This is a genomic window from Streptomyces sp. NPDC048612 (genome assembly GCF_043199295.1).
Lineage (GTDB): Bacteria > Actinomycetota > Actinomycetes > Streptomycetales > Streptomycetaceae > Streptomyces.
Genome location: NZ_JBICVV010000005.1, coordinates 255963 through 276737, shown reverse-complemented (window position 1 = coordinate 276737; position 20775 = coordinate 255963). Strand labels below are relative to the sequence as shown.

Here is a 20775-nt window from a genome sequence, read left to right as displayed (position 1 = left end):
GACAACGCCCGGCCCCCCGGGGATCGATCCGAACGCCGTCCCTCAAGCGAAGCAGCCGTGCCGCCCACCGTTCCCCTCATCGGGCCGCATCCGCTCAGGCAAATGCCAGAGTTGTGGATACGGTCATTCCGCTGTGAAGGTTCTGTGATGCCGTATGGCGAATCTGTGCCAGGGTGCACGGATGTCGCCAGATCGGCCGAGAACCGGGCATGCCGGCCGCCCCCGGGGGATACGCATGGCGAGGGCGCGCCGTCCGAAACCCGTTGAACTCCTCACCACTAAGGGGCCCGTCGTGGACGAGACCAGTCTGAAGTCGCTGCTCGAACACCTTCCGGTGTCCTGGTGGGAGGCCGACCGTGAGCTACGCGTGATCGACAGCGGCGGTGGTGCCTTCGACGACACGGTGACGGCCCAGCGGTTCCTCGACACCGTGCGCCAGGAACTCGCCGGACCGGCCGCGGCACCCGAAACCAGCCATTGGCAGGCGCAGTTCGACGGTCGTGTCTTCGATGTGAACTGGCCCCTCGGGGTCCCCCGGCAGGGCCGCTCCCGTGGACTGGCGGTGGAGGTCGGCCCCCGTACGGCCGCGCCCCGCCGCTACGACGCCTTCGCCGACCTCGCCCCCGCCGCGGCGTTCATCCGGGACGCGGCCGGACGCTACCTCTGGGCGAATCACGCCTACGCCCACCTGTACGGCACCACACCGGAGCACATCATCGGCAAGGACGTCACCGACATCGACGGCCCGGTCGACGCGACGCAGGTGCTGGGCCTGGACCGGGAGGTGCTCGACCGCGGCAAACCGGTCCGGCACACCCTCACCTACCACCGCCTCGACGGCACCGGCGGGCAGGCGGTCGGCCATCGCTTCCCCGTCCGGGAGGCCGGCCAGACCTGTGTGGCGGGCATCTACATCGACATCAGCGACTACACCCGCGCGCTGCGCCAGCGCCGTGAGGCCGAGGAGAGCCTGCACGCGCTGCGCGACCACAGCGGACTGCCGTGCGCCCTGATCTCCGCGGGCGGGCGCATTCAGCAGGCCAGCGCCGCGGCCGCCGAACTCCTGCAGACCCGGCTCTCCGACCTCGTCGGCCGCCGCGCCCACACCCTGCTCGGCCCGGCCCCGGAATTACCGGGACTGCACCGTAGCTGGCTCGATCTGATAGCCCGCCGCAGCCGGCGCATCCAGACCACCGTCCTGCTCATGGACGCCCGCGGCCGGCAGCGCCGTGCCCGGCTGCATCTGACGACGGTGGGCCGCAGCGCGGACCGCGCCACCAGCGTCTGGGCGGTCGTCACCCACCAGAGCCTCGCCCACGAACCCCATCCGCCGCTGACGGCGACCCAGGTCCGCATCCTGTCCCTGCTGGCCGCCGGGCGCAGCAACGCGGAGATCGCCACCTCCCTGCACCTCTCCCGGCAGACCGTCGACTACCACCTCAGCCGTCTGCGCGACCTCCTGGACGCCCCGACTCGCCCCGCCCTGGTCGCGCGCGCCTACGTGCTGGGCATCCTCGCCCCCCAGGCCTGGCCGCCGCGCTCGGCCACCGCCTGCCATCCGCACAGCGTCACCTGACGGGCCGCCGCGGTCCTGCTCCGGCTGTGGGCCACCCGGCTGATTGTGGCCGCCGGGGGTTTGCTCACCGCGGGTTGAACGCCGGTGCGGGCCGACCGCGGCAGCACGATACGTCTGGCATCAGAAGGATGAAGAGGCGAGGAGCGTCGTGAGAAGATTCATGCAGGCGGGAACGGTCATCGGGACGTGCGGGCTGGTGCTCCTCGGCGGCGGTACCGCCCAGGCGGTGACCATCCCGGACTCTCTGCTCTCCACGGTGGCGAACGCCGACGTGGGCACCGTGACCGGCATGGTCAACGGGGTGGTCTGCAACAACCGGCTGGGCCAAGTCCACTACAGGTCACCGGTGTTGGCCTCCCCCCACGCCTGTGTGAACGGGCCGGTGAACAGCGGCAACAGCCTGCACAGCGGAAACTTCATCAACCACGGAAACCCGAACAACAGCGGGAACCTGTCCAACACCAACGGCACCACCAACGGCGCCAACGCGGTCACCGGTGCGTCGACGGGCAGCGGCAACAACATCCAGCGCGTCCTCGGACTCGGCGGCCTCTTCCGCCACTGATCCGCGCCGCGGCCACGGCCCGCTCCGGCCCCGGAACACCCGGGACCGGAGCGGGCCGCCGCACGCACCGTCCGACGCACACACCGGCTCAGTCGCGGTGGTGATGGATGTGCTGCTCGTTGTTGCCGGACTTCGTCGCCGTGCCGGTCGTGCCACCGGTGTCGTCGTTGGTGTTGGCGTTGGTGTTGGTCGGGCTACCGCTGTTGCTGATGGTGCCGCCGGAGACATGAACGTTCTGCGATCTCCTGGGGTTTCCGCTGAGCACCGGCCCGTTGATGCAGAACCGGGCCCGGTGCGCGCAGCGGAACCGGGCGTCGAAGCGGGCGACGGTATCGCTGTTGGAGACCCCGTCGCCGCCGGACGGCGCCGCCCACGCCACGGTGGGCGAGACCGTACCGGCGGCCAGGAGCAGACCGCAGGCTCCTGCCATCACGACATTGACGCGTGCCGATTTCTTCACAGTGTGCTCCCGCGCTCAAGGTTGGTACCCGGGGATCTTGCTATCCCGGATGCCCGGCATCACCAAGCTTGAGCAACGGCCGGTCCCGCGTATTCACCCTGTCCGATTATGGGAATCACCGTGACGGCCCTGGCGCCGCGCCGCCATGACGGCCGTCCGCGGGAGCGGGTGACCCCTCTCAGCGTCCGGCGATCGCCTCGGCGACGGCGAGGATGCGGCGGGCGTCCTCGACATGCAGGTTCTCGATCATCCGGCCGTCGACGGTGACCACGCCGCGCCCCTCGCGGGTGGCCTCGTCGAACGCGTCGATGACCTTCCGCGCGTGGGCGACCTGGTCGGCGGACGGGGCGAAGGCCCGGTTGCACGGTTCGACCTGCGACGGGTGGATGAGCGTCTTCCCGTCGAACCCGAACTGCCGGCCCTGCACACACTCGGCCTCGAAGCCCTCGGCGTTCTTCACGTCGTTGTAGACGCCGTCCAGAATCACCTTGCCGCTCTCCCGGGCCGCCAGCAGCGCCAGCGACAGCCCGGTCAACAGCGGGGCCCGGCCCGGCACATGCTCGGCGTGCAGCTCCTTGGCCAGGTCGTTGGTGCCCATCACCAGCACGGTGAGGCGCTCGCTGGCGGCGGCGACCGCACGGGCGTCCAGCATCGCGCGCGGGGTCTCGACCATGGCCCAGATGGCCGTACGGTCCGGGGCGCCGGCGGCCTCCAGTGCGCGCTCGACCTCCCGCACGGTGTCGGCGGAGTCCACCTTGGGGACCACCACCGCGTCCGGACCGGCCTCGGCGGCGGCCCGGAGGTCGTCGGCGTGCCAGGCGGTGCCCGGGCCGTTGACCCGGATCGTCACCTCCCGGTAGCCGTACTCCCCGGAGGCCGCGGCGGCCGCGACCCGCTTGCGGGCGTCGGCCTTCGCGTCGGGGGCGACGGCGTCCTCCAGGTCGAGGATCAGCGCGTCGGCGGGCAGGGACTTGGCCTTTTCCAGGGCGCGTTCGTTGGCACCGGGCATGTAGAGCACGGAGCGGCGCGGTCGCAGGATCGCGTCGGACACGGGTGTTACTCCTTCTCGGCCGCGGCGTAGGCGTCGCGCAGCTCGGGGTCGCGGGCGGCGAGGGCGTCGGCGAGTTCGGCGACCACCTGGCACTGCTTGTACGTGGCGTCGTCCTGCATCTTGCCGTCGATCATCACCGCGCCGGTGCCGTCGCCCATCGCCTCGATGACCCGGCGGGCCCAGGCGACGTCGGAGGGAGCGGGCGAGAAGACCTTCTTGGCGATGCCGATCTGCACCGGGTGCAGGCTCCAGGCACCGACACAGCCCAGCAGGAAGGCGTTGCGGAACTGGTCCTCGCAGGCGGTGGTGTCCTTGATGTCACCGAACGGCCCGTAGTACGGCAGGATGCCGTGCGCCGCGCAGGCGTCGACCATGCGCGCCAGGGTGTAGTGCCACAGGTCCTGCTGGAAGGTGGCCCGCGGGGCGGTGCCGTCCGCGCCGTGCGGGTCCTCCCGGACCAGGTATCCGGGGTGGCCGCCGCCGACCCGGGTGGTCTTCATCCGGCGGCTGGCGGCCAGGTCGGCGGGGCCGAGCGAGAGGCCCTGCATCCGGGGGCTGGCCCCGGCGATCTCCTCGACATTGGCGACACCGGTCGCGGTCTCCAGGATCGCGTGCACCAGGATCGGCCGCCGTACCTGCGCCTTCGCCTCCAGCTGGGCGAGCAGCCGGTCGACGTAGTGGATGTCCTCGGCGCCCTCGACCTTCGGCACCATGATCACGTCCAGCTTGTCGCCGATCTCGGCGACCAGCGTCAGCAGATCGTCCAGCGCCCACGGCGAGTCCAGGCTGTTGATCCGGGTCCACAGCTGGGTGTCCCCGAAGTCCGTGGACTTGGCGATCTTCACCAGGCCCGACCTGGCGGCTTCCTTGCGGTCGGCGGCGACCGCGTCCTCCAGGTTGCCCAGCAGCACGTCCACGGTGGGGGCGATGGACGGCACCTTGGCGGCCATCTTCTCGTTGCCCGGGTCGAAGAAGTGGATCATGCGGGACGGCCGGAACGGTACCTCGCGTACCGGTGTGGGCGCCCCGACTGCCAGCGGGCGGAAGAAGTCCTTCGGAGAACGCATGCAGTCTCCCTGGTCGGCTCGGAGGGGCGGGCAGCCGCCGGTGCCCGGCGGCGCCCTTGCGGGCCTCACTCTAGGCCCGACCAGGGCAACATTACTGACCAGTATGTGTGCCGTTGGTCACCGTCGGCGAAGAGGCGGACGCCGGACGCACGGGCCGTCAGCGGTGTTCCCGGACCGCCGGGTTCCCGCCCGCCGCGACCCGTTCAGGACCCCACGCAGTCGACGAACTTCACCCGGTCGCCCGCGCCCTTGACGAAGTCCTCCGGGGAGTGGTTGCGCAGACGGCACATGTCGTAGCGCGCCCGGGGGCCGGCTCCGCCGCCGTCCTGCTCGTAGGAGTGCTGCCCGGACAGCTGGCAGGAGTCGTACCGCACGAGCGGGCCCTGCGACCCGATGCGGTAGCGATGGGGGCTGCTCTCCTCGGCGAAGGACTTGAAGGCGTTCGCGGTGTCGTCGCAGTCGTTGAAGTGCACCGTGCCGCTGTCCCAGGCGCAGTCGATGACGACGGTGTCCGGGTCGCGCACCTCGAAGCGGATGTCCTCGGCGTGGAAGCGCTGCACCGAGTCGTGGTGCGGGCCGCGCGGGAAGCGGAAGAAGGTGCTGGTGCGCCCGTACTCGCCGGCGTCCTCGGGGCGGCGGCCGGTGACGATGTAGGAGCCGCCGCGGCAGGTGATGGAACCGCCGTAGGGGAACTCCAGGAAGTTGCCCCAGGCGTACTCGACCTTCATGTCGTTGAACCAGTAGTTGAGGAACTGGTCCTGCTGCCGGTGGCTCAGCGACTTCTTCGACAGCCCGGAGTACAGGAACGCCTTGCGGTAGGCACCGCCCACCCGGCAGGCGTCCCAGCGCATCTCCGAGTTGGTGTTGCTGCCGTCGAGGGCCAGGCCGTAGGTCCACTCGCCGGTCCACTCGCACTCGGTGAAGCGGTAGTCCTGTGCCTGGCCGGTCGAGTAGGAGTAGAAGAACGACGCGCCCGGGGTGGCCGCGACAAAGCCCAGCTGCTCGAACATCACGTTCGCCCAGCTGTCCTCATTGCGGCACAGGTAGGCGTTCTCGCCGTCGGACGGCGCGAACAGCAGCTGCGTCATACGCTTGCCGGCCCCGCGGAACCGTAAGCCGTTGGCCTTGAGCTTCCCGCCGGGGGCGTCGAGCAGGGCGTAGGGCTTGCGGATGAGGTAGGTGCCGGCGGGTATGTCGATCACGGTCCGGCCGATGTGGTCCCAGACCCGGCCCGCCGCGTAGGCGTACGCACGGGCGAACGCCCGGCTGTCGTCGGTGCGTCCGTCGCCCTTGGCACCGAAGTCCGCCACCACGTCGATGACGTCCTCGCCCTTGGGCTTGTGGCCGGTGACCACGGGCGTCAGGGCGTCGTCGGACGACTGCCGGGAGGCAGGGGACGCCGGCTCGCACCCGGTGAGGGCGGCCGCGAGCGCCGCGGCCGTACCCGCCAGAACCGTCCGGCGATCGGCGCCACCGGTTGACGGAGAGGTCCTGCCTGCCATGATGTTGCTCCTTCGGGGGTCCATTCATCAGGTGGGGGACATGAGCCAGTTCGGTTATGCGATCAGACAGCTGTCTGCGGCCCAGAAATCCGCGAAGGGAGTGTCCCTGTACTCGCGCTATGTGAACCGGCCGGCCGGCCGGGTGTTAGCCGCCGCGGGCTACGGTCTCAGACTGACACCCAATCAAGTCACCCTCATCAGCGGGGTTTTCACCTTCGCCGGTGTGGTCATGATTGCGGTGCTCCGCCCCTCGCCCGCCGCGGCGGCGGGCATTTTCGCGGCGTTGTTCCTCGGTTTCGCCCTGGACTCCGCCGACGGACAGCTCGCCCGGCTGACCGGAACCGGCAGTGCCGCGGGGGAGTGGCTGGACCATGTGGTCGACTGCGCGAAGATGCTCGCCCTCCACATGGCCGTACTCGTCTCCTTCTACCGCCACTTCGGCTTCTCCGACCCTCGGTATCTGTTCCTTCCCGTCGCCTTCCAGTTCGCCGCGGTGATGGTGTTCTTCGGCGGCATCCTCACCGAACAGCTCAAGCGCGCCGACCGGCTGCGGAACGGCACCGGCCCGGCGCCCGCTGCACCCGCCTCCACCCTGCGCTCCGTCGCCCTGCTTCCGGTCGACTACGGGGTGTTCTGCGCACTGTTCCTGCTGTTCGGCAGCCGTGACGCGTTCCTGGTGGCGTACTGCTGCCTGCTCGCCGCCCATCTCCTGTTCATGGTGGCGTTCCTGGTGAAGTGGTACCGGGAGCTGTCCGTCCCCGGCCGCTGACGGGCCGGGGACGGACAGCTCTCACCAGGGCGGGCGACCCGGTCCGGACACACCGGACCGGGCCATCCGGTCACGCGGAATTCGCGAGCCCGTCGAGCACCGTACGCAGCAGGGTGCTCGAGGTGTGCACGGTGTAGGGGAAATAGACCACCTCGACCCCGACCGTGGCGAAGTCCTTTTCGAGCTTGTCGCCCTTGGGTGTACCCCGCCAGTCGTCGCCCTTGAAAATGACGTCGAACCGCACCTGCTGCCAGGTCTCCAATTTGTCGGGCACCGTCTCGACGAACGCCGCGTCCACGAAACGGACGCTGCGTACGATCTCCAGCCGCTCGGTCAGCGGAATGACCGGTGCCTGCCCTTTCGCCTGCACCGCCATTTCGTCCGAGACGACACCGGCCACCAGATAGTCGCACTGGCTTTTGGCGTGCCGGAGAATGTTCAGGTGCCCGACATGGAACAGGTCATATACCCCGGGCGCATAACCTACTCGGTGCGTCATCTACCCCCCACTCGGCGTTCGGTCAGTTTCTGGCGGTCACATAGACCGGGCCGTTGCGCCCGGACACGTTCGTGCCGTCGGTGACCTCGATCGAGTACCGGTGCTGCGCCCCGGGCTCCACGGTGTCCGTGTAGCTCATGTTGGGGCGGTTCCAGTAGCGCGAATCCTGGTTGACCGAGGTCAGGTACTCGCCGTCCCGGTAGATCTTGTAGGTCAGGACACCGTCGTCCCGGTCCCACGAGGCCTTCCAGTTCAGCGTGATCTTGCCCCGGGACCCGCTCGCACCGCTGAGCAGCGGCACCTGCGGCGCCCCGGTGTCCGGCGCGGCCGCGAACCGGGTCAGACCCTGCTGCGGCGCGTCGTTGACGGTGGTGAACTCGCCGCCCGCCCACAGGATGCCGTCCCCGACGGTCAGCGCCCGCGGGCCGATCTGCTCGCCGATCCCGTCGTTGGTGTCCGGGAACCACGGCAGGATCGTCTTGTCCGAGATCGACTGCGCCAGGAAGTGCTGACGGTTGCTGATGTCGGTGAACCCGCCGGGGGTGTTGGAGCAGTCGTGCGCGTGGGAGCCGCTGTAGAGGACGCCCTTGTACGGCAGCACGGCCTGGGTGGCGCCCAGGCAGGTGTCCTTCCAGAGCTGCCCGCCGTCCGACAGCCGGCCCGCGGCGCGGCCGTCGAAGACCCCGCCGCCGGTGCCCTCGGCGCCCAGATAGAAGTTGGTCCCGTCGTTGACGAGCGACTTGACCGCCGACCGCTGGGGAATCCAGCCGCTGAAGGAGTTGACGACCCGGCCGGTCGTCGCGTCCAGCCCGGCCAGCGCGTGCACGGTCAGCCAGCTGCCGTTCACCGAGGTGAACCGGCCACCGATGATGACCTTGTTGAGCTGGGGGGCGACCGTGATGGCGTTGACCGCCGGTGTCGGGTCGTTGCCGACCGAGGAACCACGGATCGTGGCCTTGAACGGGAGCAGCTCGCCGTCGGGCCGCAGTGCGGCGATCCGTTCGCGGGTCTGCCCCTGGACGGTGTCGAAGCCGCCGCCGACGTAGACCGTGTCGGCAGTGACGTCCAGGGCCCGGACGGTCGAGCTGACCGTCGGCTGCCAGTCCGCGCCGATGGTGCAGTCGGAGGTGTTGAGGGCGGCCGTGTTGGACCGGCCCACCGGGCCGGCCTTCCCGAACGAGCCACCGATGTAGATCTTCGAGCCGTCGGGCGAGGCCTTCATGGCACGGATGGTGCCCGTGCCGCCGGTGAACGCCGGGGCGCACGACAGCGGTTCGCCGGTCTTGGCGTCGAAGGCCGCGAAGTTCTTGCGGGCGAGCTCTCCGGACGAGCCGGGGGCTGCGCCCGGCGGCCGGATGTGGCTGAAGGTGCCTCCTACGTAAACGATGCCCTTGGCATAGGCCATGGCCCACACGATGCCATCGGTCTGCCAGGTGCTCAGCGGATCGGCGGTGACGGTGGATTCACCGGTGGCCTGCGCGGGACCGGCGGAAAGGGCCGTTGCCGCGGTGCCCAGCACAGCGGCGGCGAGCAAGAGATGGACAGGTCTGCTTCTTTGGCGCACAGGTCCCCCCTGGAAGCATGGCGCGATCGGAATTGTCAGGGTAGGACGTGGTGACACGAAGAGTTCTGTGCGGAAATGGGCCCACTGTTCACTGTGAGTTTCCCGAACCACGCTTGCGCAGCGCCCCGAAGAACTCCCCTACCCCCAGCGGCAAACGATAGCGCCAGACGGCGGCGCAGAAAGCCCCAATGGCTAAAACAATTCCCAAAAGGGCGCCCGGAAGGCTGTCGCCGAAAAGCAACCGCAGGGCGGACACCGGGAGCGCCACCGTCACGAGGCCGATCGCCGCGGCGTACAGATAACCCCGGTCGACGGTGCGGAAGCCCAGGCGGTAGCGGGCCAGCAGCGCCGAGGCACCGTTGTCCACCACGATCGCCAGAGCCCAGGAGACCGCCGCCCCCAGCACCCCGTACCGGGGCACCAGCCATACGCCGGTGCCCAGTTGGAGCACGAACGCAGTGCCCGCGACCACCAGGTTCCAGACGCTCCGCCCGGCCATGAGGATGACCGTCTGCGCGTTGCCGACACCGACATTGACCAGGCAGGCGGCCGCCAGGACCACCAGCCCCGGCGCGCCGTCACCGAAGCCGGGGCCGAAGAGCGACAGCACGGTCCGGGGGAAGGCGGCGAGGACCAGGAAGACGGGCCAGGAGAACAGCGCGATCCAGCGCGTCGACACCCCGTGCAGATGACGGGCCCCGGCCGCCTCGCCGCCCGCCGTCAGACGGCTGATCTGCGGTGCCACCGCCAGCCGGATCGCCAGCTGGAGCAGCGTCCCCGCGGTGACCAGCCGCCCGATCGCGGTGTAGATACCGGCGTCGGTGCCGGTGCCCAGCACCGACAGCAGGATCACCCCGATCCACACCGCGGTGATGTCGAAGACGGAGGAGACCGCCCGCGGCCCGGCGAACGCCCAGAACTCCCGTGCCTGCGACGGAGGTTGCCCCGTACCCGGATGCGCACGGAGAGACCGGCGCAGCGACACACCGGCGGCCACCGCCCCCAGCACCCCGGGCACCAGCCACGCCGCGGAGAGCCCGGCCACGCTCGGGGCGAGCAGCACCAGCGGCACCGCGAGCAGGACCCGCAGGGCCGGCTTCCCGATCTGCTCCACGCCCACGAAGGGCACCACCGAGCCGTACCCCCGGGTGGCCCCGAGCAGCACCAGCGCCACCGTCGTCACCGGCAGGAAGACCGCGAACAGCCGTACCAGCGCGACGGCCTGGCCCGGATCGAGTTCGGGCAGCAGCAGACCGGCGAGCCCGGGGGAGCACAGCAGCACCACCGCGCCCGCGGTGCTCGCCAGCAGCGTCGGTAGCACCGAGATCCGCAGCAGCCCCGGCACGCCGGCGCCACCGCTGAGTTCCAGGTCCCGGGAGACGAAGCGGACCAGCGCGGTGTCGGCGCCCAGTTTCAGCGCGTTGCTCAGGATGGTGAAGGCCGCGACACCCGTGAAGACCGCACCGGCCCCGCCGGCCCCGAGGCCATGGGTGACGACGGCGACGAGGACGAACCCGAACAGCGCGTTGGCGGCCGAGCCGGCCAGGCCGAACATGCTGCCCCGGGCGGTCCTGCCGACCCCGCCCCCGCCGGGCGCGGTCCCGTCCGTGGCCGCCGGTGCGGACGGGCCGGCCGGTCCCGCCGGACGGATGCCCGTCACCTGCGCAGCGAGGTGGTGTCGGCGTCGAGGCGCGGGCCCTCCTGCGGCGGCGGGCCGACGCGCGGCGGCGGGCCCGGCCGCGGGGCCACCGCCGAGGACCGCGGACGGCCCCGGCCGCGCTTGCGGTGCGTCGGTCCGCCGTCCGACAGCCGGCGCAGCGAGGTCCCGCGGCCGCCCTTGTCCAGGACGGCCCCCAGGATGTGCCCGCCGGCGCCGGTGATCAGCTCCCACACCCGGTCCAGATCGTCGCGCCGGACCTCGTTGAGGTCACACACCACCACGACACCGGCCGCCTGCTTGGCGACGGCCAGCCCGTCCGCGTGCGACAGCAGGGGCCCGGTGACCACCACCACGTTCTCGTTCGGGCCCGACGCCGTGTTCAGCAGCCGCGCGAACTGCGGCGAGGACAGGGCACGGGCCGGATTGGGCACCTCCCTGCCGGGCAGCAGATCGAACCGCCCGTCCGCCCCCGCGTCCACGGCGAGCCGCTCACCCTCCGCCCAGCCGCCCGGCACCGGACGGCCGTGACCGGGGTGCACCGGCAGCCGCTGGGCGAGCTGAGGGGTGCGCAGATCGGCCTCGACCAGCAGGATGTCGTTGCCGATCTCGGCGAACGCACCGGCCAGGTTCACCGCGACCGAGACGGCCTCCGCGTGCTCCCGGGGGGAGACGACCAGCAGGCTTCCGCGGCCCGCGAAGCGCTGGTCGTGGACCAGCCGGAAGGCGATCGTCCGGTAGGCCTCCGCCCGGTTGCCGCGGCCGCTGCGCCCGACCTCCAGCAGCTCCGCACCGCCCTGCCGGCGCGGCAGGATGCCCAGCACCGGGGCTCGCAGATTGTCCTGCACATCCGCCACCGACCGGACCCGCGGCTCCAGCACCGAGCGGACCCAGGCCGCCAGGATGCCCAGCACCAGACCGACCACGGCCCCGGCCAGCAGCAGCACCACCAGGCCGGGACTGGACGGGAAGGCCGGCGGATCGCCCTTGCGGACGATGTCGCCGGGCGTGGTGTCGAGGGACTTCAGACTGGAGATCCGGCCCTGCAGATCCGCTATCTCCGACACCAGGTTGCTGCGCTCGGACTCATCGGTGGCCCGCCCGCCGCTGCCGGCCGCGATCCGCCGGTCCAGCACCTTGCGCTGCTCCTGCAAGGGCTTGAGCTCGTCGCTCAGCTTGCTGACCGTCTTGTCTATCCGCTGGGTCGCGGCGTCCTGCCGGTAGTCGAGATACGCATGCACAAAGGCGTTGACCAGCGCGGATGCCCGGTCCGGGGAGTCCGCGCTGTACTCGAACATCAGGGTCTGGGTCTCGGGCGGATTGCTCACCCGCAGATCGCGCTGGAGCGCGGCCCGCTCCGTGTCCAGCTTCAGGGCCTTGGCCGCGCCGGCCGCGACCGACGCGCTCTGGGCGATCTGCCGCTCGGTGCCCATGCTGATCTGCTTGTCCACCGAGACCCCGCCGGCCTCGAACGGCGCCGTACTGATCGCGTGCACCACGACCTCGCCGGTCGCCGTGTAGGTGGAGCCGCCGAGCAGGGACACGGCGCCACCGCCGAGCATGCCCAGCACCAGCCCCAGGACGACCAGGGCGCGATACCGGAAGAGCTGGCGCAGCTGGTCCCGGATCTGGTCCGGCTCCTCCGCGGGCTCGTCGAAGACGCTCACGTACGTGCTCCTCCTGTGGGTTGCGGCAAGGCGGCGCGGTGCGCCGGGGACGTCGAGGGGTGCCCGGGGTCCTCCGCGGACGGCGGAGAGATCCGCCGTCCCGGTTTACGGGTGATCAGCAGCGGGATGCAGACCAGCAGCGCGAGCGGGCCCACGATGGCCATCAGACTGCCGCGCAGCAGGACCAGTTGGTAGAAGCCGAAGGCCGGCACCAGCAGCGCGGCGAGGGTCCCCGAGCGGTGCCGCAGCCGGTGCCGCAGATCGTCGATGCGGCGTCCCACCGCGCCGATGAGGCCGAAGACCGCGATCACCGACGGGAAGCCGGCCCACATGTACGACTCGATCCACAACGGTGCGGAGAGGTTCTCGAAGGTGTAGCCGGCGTGCCGGGCGAGCAGGATGCCCGCGTCATCGGGCTTGCCGGGCCAGACGGCACGCGGCACGAAGAAGAGCGGGGGGCCCAGCGCGGCCGTCGGGGTGAAGCCGTGCGTATCGACATAGTCCACCCCCGTCTCGATCTGCTGGAACGCGTCATAGTCACCGTTGGACGTGAACTGCTCGGCGAGCGAGACGACTTGGACCGCCTCACGCTTGTCGTAGCGGAAGTAGTCGCTGTACGGGAAGACCACCAGCACCACGGCCGCCACGGCCGCCGCGCCGAACCGGAAGGCCCGCGGCCCGCGCAGCCAGGACGCGCCGAAGAGCAGCGCCAGCAGGACCGTGCCGGCCCAGAACCGCGGCTGGCTGATGGGGTTGTTGACCACCACGTTCACCGCCACCAGTAACGGCAGCAGCAGCCACCGTAACCCGCGCAGGGTCCGGTCGCCGGCGGTGAAGCGCGGTACGTGCACCAGCCCCACCAGCGCCCAGAAGGCCGGCACCGACAGCGCCCAGGCGGCCATCGCCCGGTCGGCGGACGCGGCCGGCGCCGCCTGCGCCGCCGCCTCGTTGGCAGCCTGCCGGCTGAGGAAGAACGCCGACAGCCCGCCCTGCCCCGGGATCAGCGCGACCGTCAGCAGCAGCGCCGCACCGCACAGCAGCAGCACCCGCCCCGGCGACAGCCGCCGGGCCAGCACCGGTTCCAGCACCGTGGAGGTGCGCGCGGACCGCCAGGACGCCACCGCCGATCCCGCGCTGTAGGCGAGAAGTCCCGTCTCCACCACGGCGGTTGTCACGAAGGCGGTGTTCGCGTCGACGACGAAACCCCGGGGGTACGCGTCCGTCGCGAGCATCGCCAGCGGCGCGAGCCCGAGCCACACGTAGGAAAAGAGCCAGAAACCGAAGGCGATCAGCCGAGCCCGGACATCGGTCAGCACCCGGGCCAGCGCCGCTCCCGTGTGCACCACCACCACGCACTGCACGGCGAGCGCGGCACCGAAACGGGCGTCCAGCGACTGCAGGATCAGCACCGGCAGCAGCACCACCAGCAGCAGCGCCCAGCAGCACAGCGCGGCGACACCGCGTACCGGCACCGCGGCGCCCGGACGGTTCCCGTGCGGCATCGGCCCACCTCCCCCCAACTCCCCACCAGCGACCACAATCTAAGGGACATCAGGAAAACAAGGTCGCCTTCGGGACACAATCGCAACCCAATTCACAGCACGCGGGCCGCGGCGGGCTCCTACGATGACCGCACATCCTGAGGGGGGCCATTCGTGGAAGACTCGTTCGCGGGCCGGTGTGTGCTCGTGGTCTCGACCAACTACGCACCCGAACACACCGGCATAGGGCCGTACTCGACCCAGATCGCCGAGCATCTGGCCGCATCCGGCGCCGACACCCATGTCCTCGCCGGCATGCCGCACTACCCCGCCTGGCGGGTGGCCGACGGCTACCGCGGCCGGTGGCGGGTCCGGGAGCGCCGCGGCGGCGTGACCGTGCACCGCAGGCGGCACACCGTACCGCCGCACCAGACCGCCCTGCGCCGGGCGCTGTTCGAGGCGAGCATCCTCGCCCACGGCGCCCTGACACCTCCGCGCATCCGCCCCGACGTGGTGCTCTCCCAGATGCCCAGTCTGGCCGGGGGAGTGCTGGGCGGGCGCCTGGCACGGCAGGCCGGCGTCCCGCATGTCGTGGTCGTCCAGGACCTGATGGGGGCCGCCGCCGAGCAGAGCGGCATCCAGGGCGGGGGCCGGGCCGCCGCGCTGGCCGGGGCGGTGGAGGCCCGGGTACTGCGCCACGCGGCCGTCGTCGGGGTGGTGCACGAGTCGTTCGTGGACCGGGTCACCGCGATGGGCGTGCCGCGCGCACGGGTGCATGTGGTGCCCAACTGGACGCATGTACAGGGCCCGAGCGGCGACCGGGACCGCACCCGGGAGCGCCTGGGCTGGTCCGCCGCGGAGACCGTGGTGCTGCACGCCGGCAACATGGGTCTCAAGCAGGGGCTGGAGGTGCTGGTCGAGGCCGCGCGGCTGGCGGACCAGGAGGCCGCGCCGGTGCGGTTCGTGCTCATGGGGGACGGCAACCAGCGCGCGCATCTGGAACGGCTCGCCGCGGACGTCTCCGCGCTGACCTTCCTGCCGCCCGCCGGCGCCGAGGACTTCCCCGAGGTGCTCGCCGCCGCCGATGTGCTCGCGGTGACGCAGAAGGCCTCGGTGCTCGACATGAGCCTGCCGTCCAAGCTGACCTCGTACTTCATGACGGGCCGTCCGGTGATCGCGTCGGTGGCCGCCGAAGGGGGCACCGCCCAGGAGGTGTTGCGCTCGGGTGCCGGGACGGTGCTCGCGCCGGAGGACCCGAAGGCGCTGCTGGCGGAGGTCCGCGCGCTCGCCGACGACCCCGGGCGGGCGGCCCGGCTGGGCGCCCAGGGGCCGCGGTACGTCGAGCAGCGGCTGAGCAGCCGGGCCGGGCTGGAGCGGATCACCGAACTGCTGCGGGTCGCCCGGTGCGGGCAGGCCACCGTGCGGTGAACGGGGGCGGCGGGGGCGGTCTGCCCCCGCCGCCCCGGTCAGCCGGTGCCGGGCCGGGCGAGGGACCCGTACCACTCCTCCAGGCGGTCGGCCACGGCCGCGAGGGAGAACTCCGCCTCGACGGCCGCGTGCCCGCCGCGGGTCATGCGCTCCCGCAGCGGCCGGTCCTCCAGGAGCCGCAGCACTGCGTCCGCCAGCTCCTCCGGTGACCCGTCGGTCACCATCGCCGCCTCGCGTTTCCGGAGCGCGCCGGCGATCCCGCAGCTGCCGGTGCAGACCACCGGGGTGCCCACCGCCAGCGACTCCAGCACGCTCATCGGGAAGGGCTCGTCGACGCTGGGCAGGACGTACACGGTGGCCTGCGCCGTCCGCCGCACCGCGGCGTCGTGGTCGAGGGCCCCGCCGTACGTCACCACCTCGCCCAGCCCCTCCTCGGCGATCAGCCGCCGGACCTCCGCCAGCCGGCCCTCGTCCGAACCGTGCAGGGTGAAGGTCACCTCGGGCCGCTTGTCGTGCACCAGCGCCGCCATCCGCACGAACGCCTCGGGGCGCTTGCGGCTCTGCAGACGGGCGAGGAAGAGCACATCCGTCTCGCCGCGCGCCGTGTCGGCCGGGCGGGAGCGGACCCCGTTGGGGAGCCGGACCAGCCGTGGCCCGCGCGGGCCCAGCACCTTCCGCAGCCCGGTCTCCTCCTCGTCGGTGAGCACCAGCGCCGCGCTCGCCCGCCGCAGCAGCGGGACATAGACCCGGTCGAAGAGCCGGGCCACGGCGGAGCCGCGCGGCTGGACCATGCCATGGGTCTGTACGAGGAACGGGCGGCGGCGTGCCACGGCCACCGCCAGCGCGGCCAGCGACACCAGGTCCCGCCCGGCGTGCAGATGCAGGGCGTCGGCCTTGCCCACCCGCCGCCAGAGCGTGGGCAGCAGCGCCGGGTGGAAGAGACCGAGGAAGCCCTGCCCCGGCACCAGTGTGCGGGCGGTCCGGGCCCGGAGCGGCACCCCGTCCACGGACCGCGGGGGCGCGCTCCGGCCCCGCCACAGCGAGACCAGCTCCACCTCGTGCCCCCGCGAGGCAAGTTCGCCCAGCTGCCCGGTCGCCACGCTCACCGGACCGCCGTACGCCCCGTCATCGCTGACCAGCGTCACGACATGAGTGATCCTCATACGGCACCCCCGGTGGTGTGCACGGCCCCCGGCGGCACATCGCGGTGGGCGACCGCGCCGGCTCCGACGACCGCGTCCGCCCCGACGGTGACCCCGCGCAGCACCATCGCACGGGCGGCCACCCAGGAGCCGGGCTCCAGACGGATCGGCGCGTTGTCGAACTCGAAGGTGGGGGAGCGGCGTTGGTGGCTCCCGGTGCACAGCAGGGCACCCTGGGACACACAGACATCATGGCCGATAGTGATCGGTTCCAGGTTGATCAGCCAGGACTCCTCACCCACCCAGACGTCGTCGCCGATCGTCAGCTTCCACGGCCACTGCACCCGCACCCGGTGCCGGATGAGTACCCGCTCGCCGACCCGGGCGCCGAAGAGCCGCAGCAGCGGGGGCCGCAGCCGCGGCGGGCACCACCACTTCGTGAACACGACGTTGAGCACGACGAACCAGGCGGCCTGTATCAGCAGCCCCCGGCCCTTGTCGTAGCCGGCGCCGGTGAAGCCGCTCAGCCGGCGGTCGGTGGCGGTGACCGTCATCGGTCCACCCGCACCCGGTGGCCGGAGAGTTCGTCCTCCAGCTGCCGTACGTCCGACTCCACCATGATCCGGGCGAGTTCGTCGTACTGCACCTTCGCCGACCAGTCCAGCAGGTTCTTCGCCTTGGACGCGTCGCCGATGAGCGCGTCCACCTCGGAGGGCCGCTCGTACTTCGCGTCGAAGCGCACATGGCGCTCCCAGTCCAGCCCCACCGAGTCGAAGGCGGCCTGGAGGAAGTCCCGCACGGTGGCGGCCACTCCGGTCGCCACCACGTAGTCGTCGGGCTCGTCCTGCTGGAGCATCCGCCACATGGCCTCGACGTACTCGGGGGCGTAACCCCAGTCGCGGACGGCGTCGAGGTTGCCGAGGTAGAGGTGTTCCTGGAGGCCCGCCTGGATGCGCGCCACCGCCCGGGTGATCTTGCGGGTCACGAAGGTCTCGCCGCGCCGCGGGCTCTCGTGGTTGAAGAGAATCCCGTTCACCCCGAACAGGCCATACGCCTCACGGTAGTTGACCGTGGACCAGTAGGCCATCACCTTGGCGCAGCCGTACGGGCTGCGCGGGTGGAAGGGCGTCGACTCGTTCTGCGGCGGCGGGGTGGCGCCGAACATCTCCGAGGACGAGGCCTGGTAGAGCCGGGTCTGCACCCCGCTGGCGCGGATGGCCTCCAGCAGGCGTACGGCGCCCAGCCCGGTCACGTCGCCGGTGTACAGCGGCGCGTCGAAGGAGACCCGCACATGGGACTGGGCCCCGAGGTTGTAGACCTCGTCGGGCCGCACGTCGCGCAGCAGGTTCACCAGCGCCACCCCGTCCGACAGGTCGACGTGGTGCAGCAGCAGCCGCCGGTCGGGGGTGTGCGGGTCCTGGTAGATGTGGTCGATGCGCTCGGTGTTGAAGCTCGACGAGCGTCTCATCAGCCCGTGCACCTCATAGCCCTTGCCCAGCAGCAATTCGGCGAGATACGACCCGTCCTGACCGGTAATTCCGGTGATGACCGCGGTTTTCGGCATGGCTTCCCCCCACGAGAAGTGATGTGCATCGGGATTGGACTTGCTGAGTTACCCACGCGCCGGCGGACCGCGGGGCGTGGACGCTACCCGCTCCGCCGTCGCCGGTCGAGAGCGTCGGGCGGCAGATATTTCCTGAAATAGCCGGTGGTCGTATCGGGTTGACTGACACAATCCGGCCCATGGATGACTTGCTGCCCACACCCGCCCGTGTCTTCGTCGCGGGCCACCGGGGCCTGGTGGGCTCCGCCGTGGCCCGGCGGCTGACCGACCGGGGCTACGACGTGCTGACCCGTACCCGCGCCGAACTCGACCTGCGGGACGCCGGCGCCACCGAGGAGTACCTGCGCTCGGCGCGGCCCGACGCCGTCGTCCTGGCGGCCGCCAAGGTCGGCGGAATCATGGCCAACAGCACCTACCCCGTGCAGTTCCTGGAGGACAACCTGAGCATCCAGCTCAGCGTCATCGCGGGCGCGCACCGGGCCGGGGTGCGCCGGCTGCTGTTCCTCGGATCGAGCTGTATCTACCCCAAGCACGCCGCCCAGCCCATCACCGAAGAGGCCCTGCTGAGCGGGCCGTTGGAGCCCACCAATGAGGCCTACGCGATAGCCAAGATCGCCGGCCTGGTCCAGATCCGCTCCTACCGCCGGCAGTACGGAGCCTCCTTCATCTCCGCCATGCCGACGAACCTCTACGGGCCGGGCGACAACTTCGACCTGGAGACCTCGCATGTGCTGCCCGCGCTCATCCGCCGCTTCCACGAGGCGAAGGAGCAGGGGCTGCCGGAACTCACCCTCTGGGGCACCGGCACCCCGCTGCGCGAGTTCCTGCACGTCGACGACCTGGCCGCGGCCTGCGAGGTGCTGCTGCGCCGCTATGACGGTGACGACACGGTCAACGTCGGCTGCGGCAGTGACCTGACCATCGCCGACCTGGCCTCCTGTGTCGCCGCCGCGGTCGGGTTCGAGGGCCGGATCGCCTTCGACCCGTCCCGCCCCGACGGCACCCCGCGCAAGCTGCTCGACATCAGCAGGATGCGCGCCCTGGGCTGGTCGCCGACCATTCCGCTGGCCGAGGGCATCGCCCGGACCTATCAGGCGTGGCGTGCGGAGCCCGCTTCCGTGTGACCGTTCCTGAACCGTTCCGTGTGCCCGGCGCCCGCCTCTCGGCGAGGCGCCGGACCCACTCCGCGGACCGCTAGTACGCACCGCGCCCGTCCACGACGGCACGCACGGTACGGACCAGCACCCCTATGTCACGGGCGTAGGACCAGTTGTCCACATAGCTCAGGTCCAGGGCGACGGTCTCGTCCCAGGAGAGGTCGGACCGCCCGCTGACCTGCCAGAGCCCGGTCAGCCCCGGTTTCACCGACAGCCGGCGCAGCTCGGTGCCGTCATACCGCTCCACCTCTTCGGGCAGCGGTGGCCGCGGCCCGACCAGGGACATATGGCCGGCCAGGACGTTGAACAGCTGGGGCAGTTCGTCCAGGGAGAAGCGGCGCAGCAGCCGGCCCACGGGGGTCACCCGTGGATCGCGCCGCATCTTGAACATCGCCCCGTCGTGCTCGTTCGCCGCCTCCAGCGCGGCCCGCATCCGGTCGGCGGTGACGACCATCGTGCGGAACTTCCACATCCGGAACGGCATCAGATCCTGGCCGATCCGGATCTGCCAGTAGAACACCGGCCCGTTGGAGGAGAGCCTTATCGCGGCCGCCACCAAGGCGAACACCGGGGAGAGCAGCAGGAGCAGCAGCAGTGCGCCCAGCCGGTCGGTGATCTGCTTCAGCAGCACCGGCATACCGCGCCGCCTCGCGGGGTCTATGTGCATCACCGTCAGACCCGCCGCCTTCGCGAGCCGGACCCGGTGCTGCGACACATCGAGCAGGCCAGGCAGTATGGCCAGATTCCGCCCCCCGTCGTGCAGAGCCCAGGCGAGCCGCCGCACCCGCGCGGCCGACAACTGACGGCCGGGCGCCACGAAGACGACGTCGGCGTCGACTTCGGCGGCGCAGCCCAGGACGGTCTCGCCGTCCCGTGCCGCTTCGGCCGCGTTCCCGTCGGCAGCGAGCCGGGCGGGTACGGGCACCGCCGTGTCGGTGGTCTCCTCGCCGACGAGACAGCTGCCGACGACGACGTACTCATGGTCGGTGCGGTGCGCCAGCTCGGCGAGCACCGTGTCGACGGCGCCGGCCTCCCCGACGATCAGTACCCGGCGCAGCGCCTGCGCGCGACGCCGGATGGCCAGCAGATAGCGGTGTACGAGCCGGCGCCGGGCCACGCCCAGTGCCAGGCACGGCAGCAGCGCCACGACACAGACCTGGAGCGAGACCTCCAGCCGCGCCACGACGCAGACGACGGCCAGGACGCCCAGCATGGTCAGCCAGTCCCGTAAGACGGGCAGGGCGGCGTCGTCCCCGGCGGGCTCCTTCCGGCTGTAACGATTCTTCGATGCACCCACGGCGAGCCACGCGGCTCCCGCCAGCACCGCGATGAGCAGCGGCTGCGGCTGCCGTGTCAGGGCACAGAGCAGCCCCACCGGCAGCACGGCGGCGCCCGCGTCGACGGCCAACGCCAGCTGCCGCAGCCGCCGTTCGGTCGGCCGGCGCCCTTCCTTCGCCTCGCGTTCCGGTGCGCGATCCACCTTGGCTGTACCGGCAGGTGAGTCGATCACCCGTGTCCCGGCAGCTTCGAACAACCCCATGGCCCCCCACTTGGTCGTCCCCTTCACTTCTGGTGCGGTTGGAGCCCCCCGGCCACACAACCGCCCCCGTGTCGGACGTGACGCTA

18 protein-coding genes are annotated in these 20775 nt (G+C 71.3%); 5 read left to right on the top strand and 13 right to left on the bottom strand.

What is annotated here, in order from left to right:
- Window positions 1–292 precede the first annotated feature (292 nt).
- Both ACGFN2_RS11400 and ACGFN2_RS11395 read left to right on the top strand, forming a co-directional pair.
- Window positions 293–1576 carry a PAS domain-containing protein gene (locus tag ACGFN2_RS11400; protein ID WP_362609044.1) on the top strand — a complete coding sequence of 428 codons (1284 nt, stop codon included), beginning with the start codon at window positions 293–295 and terminating at the stop codon, window positions 1574–1576.
- Window positions 1577–1736: 160 nt separating this feature from the next.
- A complete protein-coding gene (locus ACGFN2_RS11395; RefSeq protein ID WP_362609076.1) occupies window positions 1737–2141 on the top strand; it encodes a hypothetical protein in 405 nt (134 codons plus the stop codon).
- 88 nt (window positions 2142–2229) lie between these two features.
- On the opposite strand, the gene ACGFN2_RS11390 is transcribed toward ACGFN2_RS11395, so the two are convergent.
- The 4 genes from ACGFN2_RS11390 to ACGFN2_RS11375 all read right to left on the bottom strand — a co-directional run bounded on the left by ACGFN2_RS11390 (window position 2230) and on the right by ACGFN2_RS11375 (window position 6221).
- Window positions 2230–2601: a hypothetical protein gene (locus ACGFN2_RS11390; RefSeq protein WP_362609042.1), complete on the bottom strand. Its 372-nt coding sequence runs from the start codon at window positions 2599–2601 to the stop codon at window positions 2230–2232.
- A 178-nt stretch (window positions 2602–2779) separates the two neighbouring features.
- Window positions 2780–3652, bottom strand: a complete 873-nt coding sequence (locus ACGFN2_RS11385; protein WP_362609040.1) for a CoA ester lyase — start codon at window positions 3650–3652, stop codon at window positions 2780–2782.
- A 5-nt stretch (window positions 3653–3657) separates the two neighbouring features.
- Window positions 3658–4719, bottom strand: coding sequence for an HpcH/HpaI aldolase/citrate lyase family protein (locus tag ACGFN2_RS11380; RefSeq protein WP_393359349.1), 1062 nt, complete (start codon window positions 4717–4719; stop codon window positions 3658–3660).
- A gap of 203 nt (window positions 4720–4922) precedes the next feature.
- Window positions 4923–6221 (bottom strand): glycosyl hydrolase family 28-related protein, encoded by a 1299-nt coding sequence (locus ACGFN2_RS11375; protein WP_393359347.1) that lies wholly within the window; start codon window positions 6219–6221, stop codon window positions 4923–4925.
- A 40-nt stretch (window positions 6222–6261) separates the two neighbouring features.
- On the opposite strand from ACGFN2_RS11375, the gene ACGFN2_RS11370 reads away from it, so the two are divergent.
- A complete protein-coding gene (locus ACGFN2_RS11370; RefSeq protein ID WP_362609034.1) occupies window positions 6262–6990 on the top strand; it encodes a CDP-alcohol phosphatidyltransferase family protein in 729 nt (242 codons plus the stop codon).
- A gap of 70 nt (window positions 6991–7060) precedes the next feature.
- Here ACGFN2_RS11370 and ACGFN2_RS11365 read toward each other — a convergent pair whose 3' ends face one another.
- From ACGFN2_RS11365 to ACGFN2_RS11345, 5 genes are all read right to left on the bottom strand, one after another.
- Window positions 7061–7489 carry an adenylyltransferase/cytidyltransferase family protein gene (locus ACGFN2_RS11365; protein ID WP_362609032.1) on the bottom strand — a complete coding sequence of 143 codons (429 nt, stop codon included), beginning with the start codon at window positions 7487–7489 and terminating at the stop codon, window positions 7061–7063.
- A gap of 22 nt (window positions 7490–7511) precedes the next feature.
- The gene (locus ACGFN2_RS11360) at window positions 7512–9023 is read right to left on the bottom strand and encodes a fibronectin type III domain-containing protein (protein ID WP_362609030.1); all 1512 of its coding nucleotides are present in this window, start codon (window positions 9021–9023) and stop codon (window positions 7512–7514) included.
- Window positions 9024–9141: 118 nt separating this feature from the next.
- Window positions 9142–10713 carry an oligosaccharide flippase family protein gene (locus ACGFN2_RS11355; protein ID WP_393359344.1) on the bottom strand — a complete coding sequence of 524 codons (1572 nt, stop codon included), beginning with the start codon at window positions 10711–10713 and terminating at the stop codon, window positions 9142–9144.
- Window positions 10710–12377 (bottom strand): lipopolysaccharide biosynthesis protein, encoded by a 1668-nt coding sequence (locus tag ACGFN2_RS11350; RefSeq protein WP_393359342.1) that lies wholly within the window; start codon window positions 12375–12377, stop codon window positions 10710–10712. The genes ACGFN2_RS11355 and ACGFN2_RS11350 overlap by 4 nt, the downstream gene beginning before the upstream one ends.
- Complete coding sequence (locus ACGFN2_RS11345) at window positions 12374–13879, bottom strand: hypothetical protein (RefSeq protein ID WP_362609024.1); 1506 nt, start codon at window positions 13877–13879, stop codon at window positions 12374–12376. The genes ACGFN2_RS11350 and ACGFN2_RS11345 overlap by 4 nt, the downstream gene beginning before the upstream one ends.
- 186 nt (window positions 13880–14065) lie before the next feature.
- Here ACGFN2_RS11345 and ACGFN2_RS11340 point away from each other — a divergent pair, with 186 nt between their 5' ends.
- Window positions 14066–15286 carry a glycosyltransferase gene (locus ACGFN2_RS11340; RefSeq protein ID WP_393359462.1) on the top strand — a complete coding sequence of 407 codons (1221 nt, stop codon included), beginning with the start codon at window positions 14066–14068 and terminating at the stop codon, window positions 15284–15286.
- 38 nt (window positions 15287–15324) lie between these two features.
- Here ACGFN2_RS11340 and ACGFN2_RS11335 read toward each other — a convergent pair whose 3' ends face one another.
- From ACGFN2_RS11335 to gmd, 3 genes are read right to left on the bottom strand one after another with little or no spacing between them, the layout of a single operon-like run.
- The gene (locus ACGFN2_RS11335; protein WP_393359340.1) at window positions 15325–16449 is read right to left on the bottom strand and encodes a glycosyltransferase; all 1125 of its coding nucleotides are present in this window, start codon (window positions 16447–16449) and stop codon (window positions 15325–15327) included.
- Window positions 16446–16982 (bottom strand): DapH/DapD/GlmU-related protein, encoded by a 537-nt coding sequence (locus tag ACGFN2_RS11330; protein ID WP_362609020.1) that lies wholly within the window; start codon window positions 16980–16982, stop codon window positions 16446–16448. Before ACGFN2_RS11330 ends, ACGFN2_RS11335 begins: the two co-directional genes overlap by 4 nt.
- Window positions 16979–17992 carry a GDP-mannose 4,6-dehydratase gene (gene gmd, locus ACGFN2_RS11325; protein WP_362609018.1) on the bottom strand — a complete coding sequence of 338 codons (1014 nt, stop codon included), beginning with the start codon at window positions 17990–17992 and terminating at the stop codon, window positions 16979–16981. Before gmd ends, ACGFN2_RS11330 begins: the two co-directional genes overlap by 4 nt.
- Before the next feature lie 179 nt (window positions 17993–18171).
- On the opposite strand from gmd, the gene ACGFN2_RS11320 reads away from it, so the two are divergent.
- Window positions 18172–19116: a GDP-L-fucose synthase family protein gene (locus ACGFN2_RS11320; RefSeq protein ID WP_393359337.1), complete on the top strand. Its 945-nt coding sequence runs from the start codon at window positions 18172–18174 to the stop codon at window positions 19114–19116.
- 70 nt (window positions 19117–19186) lie between these two features.
- On the opposite strand, the gene ACGFN2_RS11315 is transcribed toward ACGFN2_RS11320, so the two are convergent.
- A complete protein-coding gene (locus ACGFN2_RS11315; protein ID WP_393359335.1) occupies window positions 19187–20689 on the bottom strand; it encodes a sugar transferase in 1503 nt (500 codons plus the stop codon).
- Window positions 20690–20775: the final 86 nt, after the last annotated feature.

Excerpts from the sequence above, each read along its gene's own strand:
- ACGFN2_RS11375 (WP_393359347.1), bottom strand. The coding sequence starts at position 6,221 with ATGGCAGGCAGGACCTCTCCGTCAACCGGTGGCGCCGATCGCCGGACG.
- ACGFN2_RS11380 (WP_393359349.1), bottom strand. The coding sequence starts at position 4,719 with ATGCGTTCTCCGAAGGACTTCTTCCGCCCGCTGGCAGTCGGGGCGCCC.
- ACGFN2_RS11395 (WP_362609076.1), top strand. The coding sequence starts at position 1,737 with ATGCAGGCGGGAACGGTCATCGGGACGTGCGGGCTGGTGCTCCTCGGC.
- ACGFN2_RS11320 (WP_393359337.1), top strand. The coding sequence starts at position 18,172 with ATGGATGACTTGCTGCCCACACCCGCCCGTGTCTTCGTCGCGGGCCAC.
- ACGFN2_RS11345 (WP_362609024.1), bottom strand. The coding sequence starts at position 13,879 with ATGCCGCACGGGAACCGTCCGGGCGCCGCGGTGCCGGTACGCGGTGTC.
- ACGFN2_RS11370 (WP_362609034.1), top strand. The coding sequence starts at position 6,262 with ATGAGCCAGTTCGGTTATGCGATCAGACAGCTGTCTGCGGCCCAGAAA.
- ACGFN2_RS11315 (WP_393359335.1), bottom strand. The coding sequence starts at position 20,689 with ATGGGGTTGTTCGAAGCTGCCGGGACACGGGTGATCGACTCACCTGCC.
- ACGFN2_RS11330 (WP_362609020.1), bottom strand. The coding sequence starts at position 16,982 with ATGACGGTCACCGCCACCGACCGCCGGCTGAGCGGCTTCACCGGCGCC.
- ACGFN2_RS11335 (WP_393359340.1), bottom strand. The coding sequence starts at position 16,449 with ATGAGGATCACTCATGTCGTGACGCTGGTCAGCGATGACGGGGCGTAC.
- ACGFN2_RS11365 (WP_362609032.1), bottom strand. The coding sequence starts at position 7,489 with ATGACGCACCGAGTAGGTTATGCGCCCGGGGTATATGACCTGTTCCAT.
- gmd (WP_362609018.1), bottom strand. The coding sequence starts at position 17,992 with ATGCCGAAAACCGCGGTCATCACCGGAATTACCGGTCAGGACGGGTCG.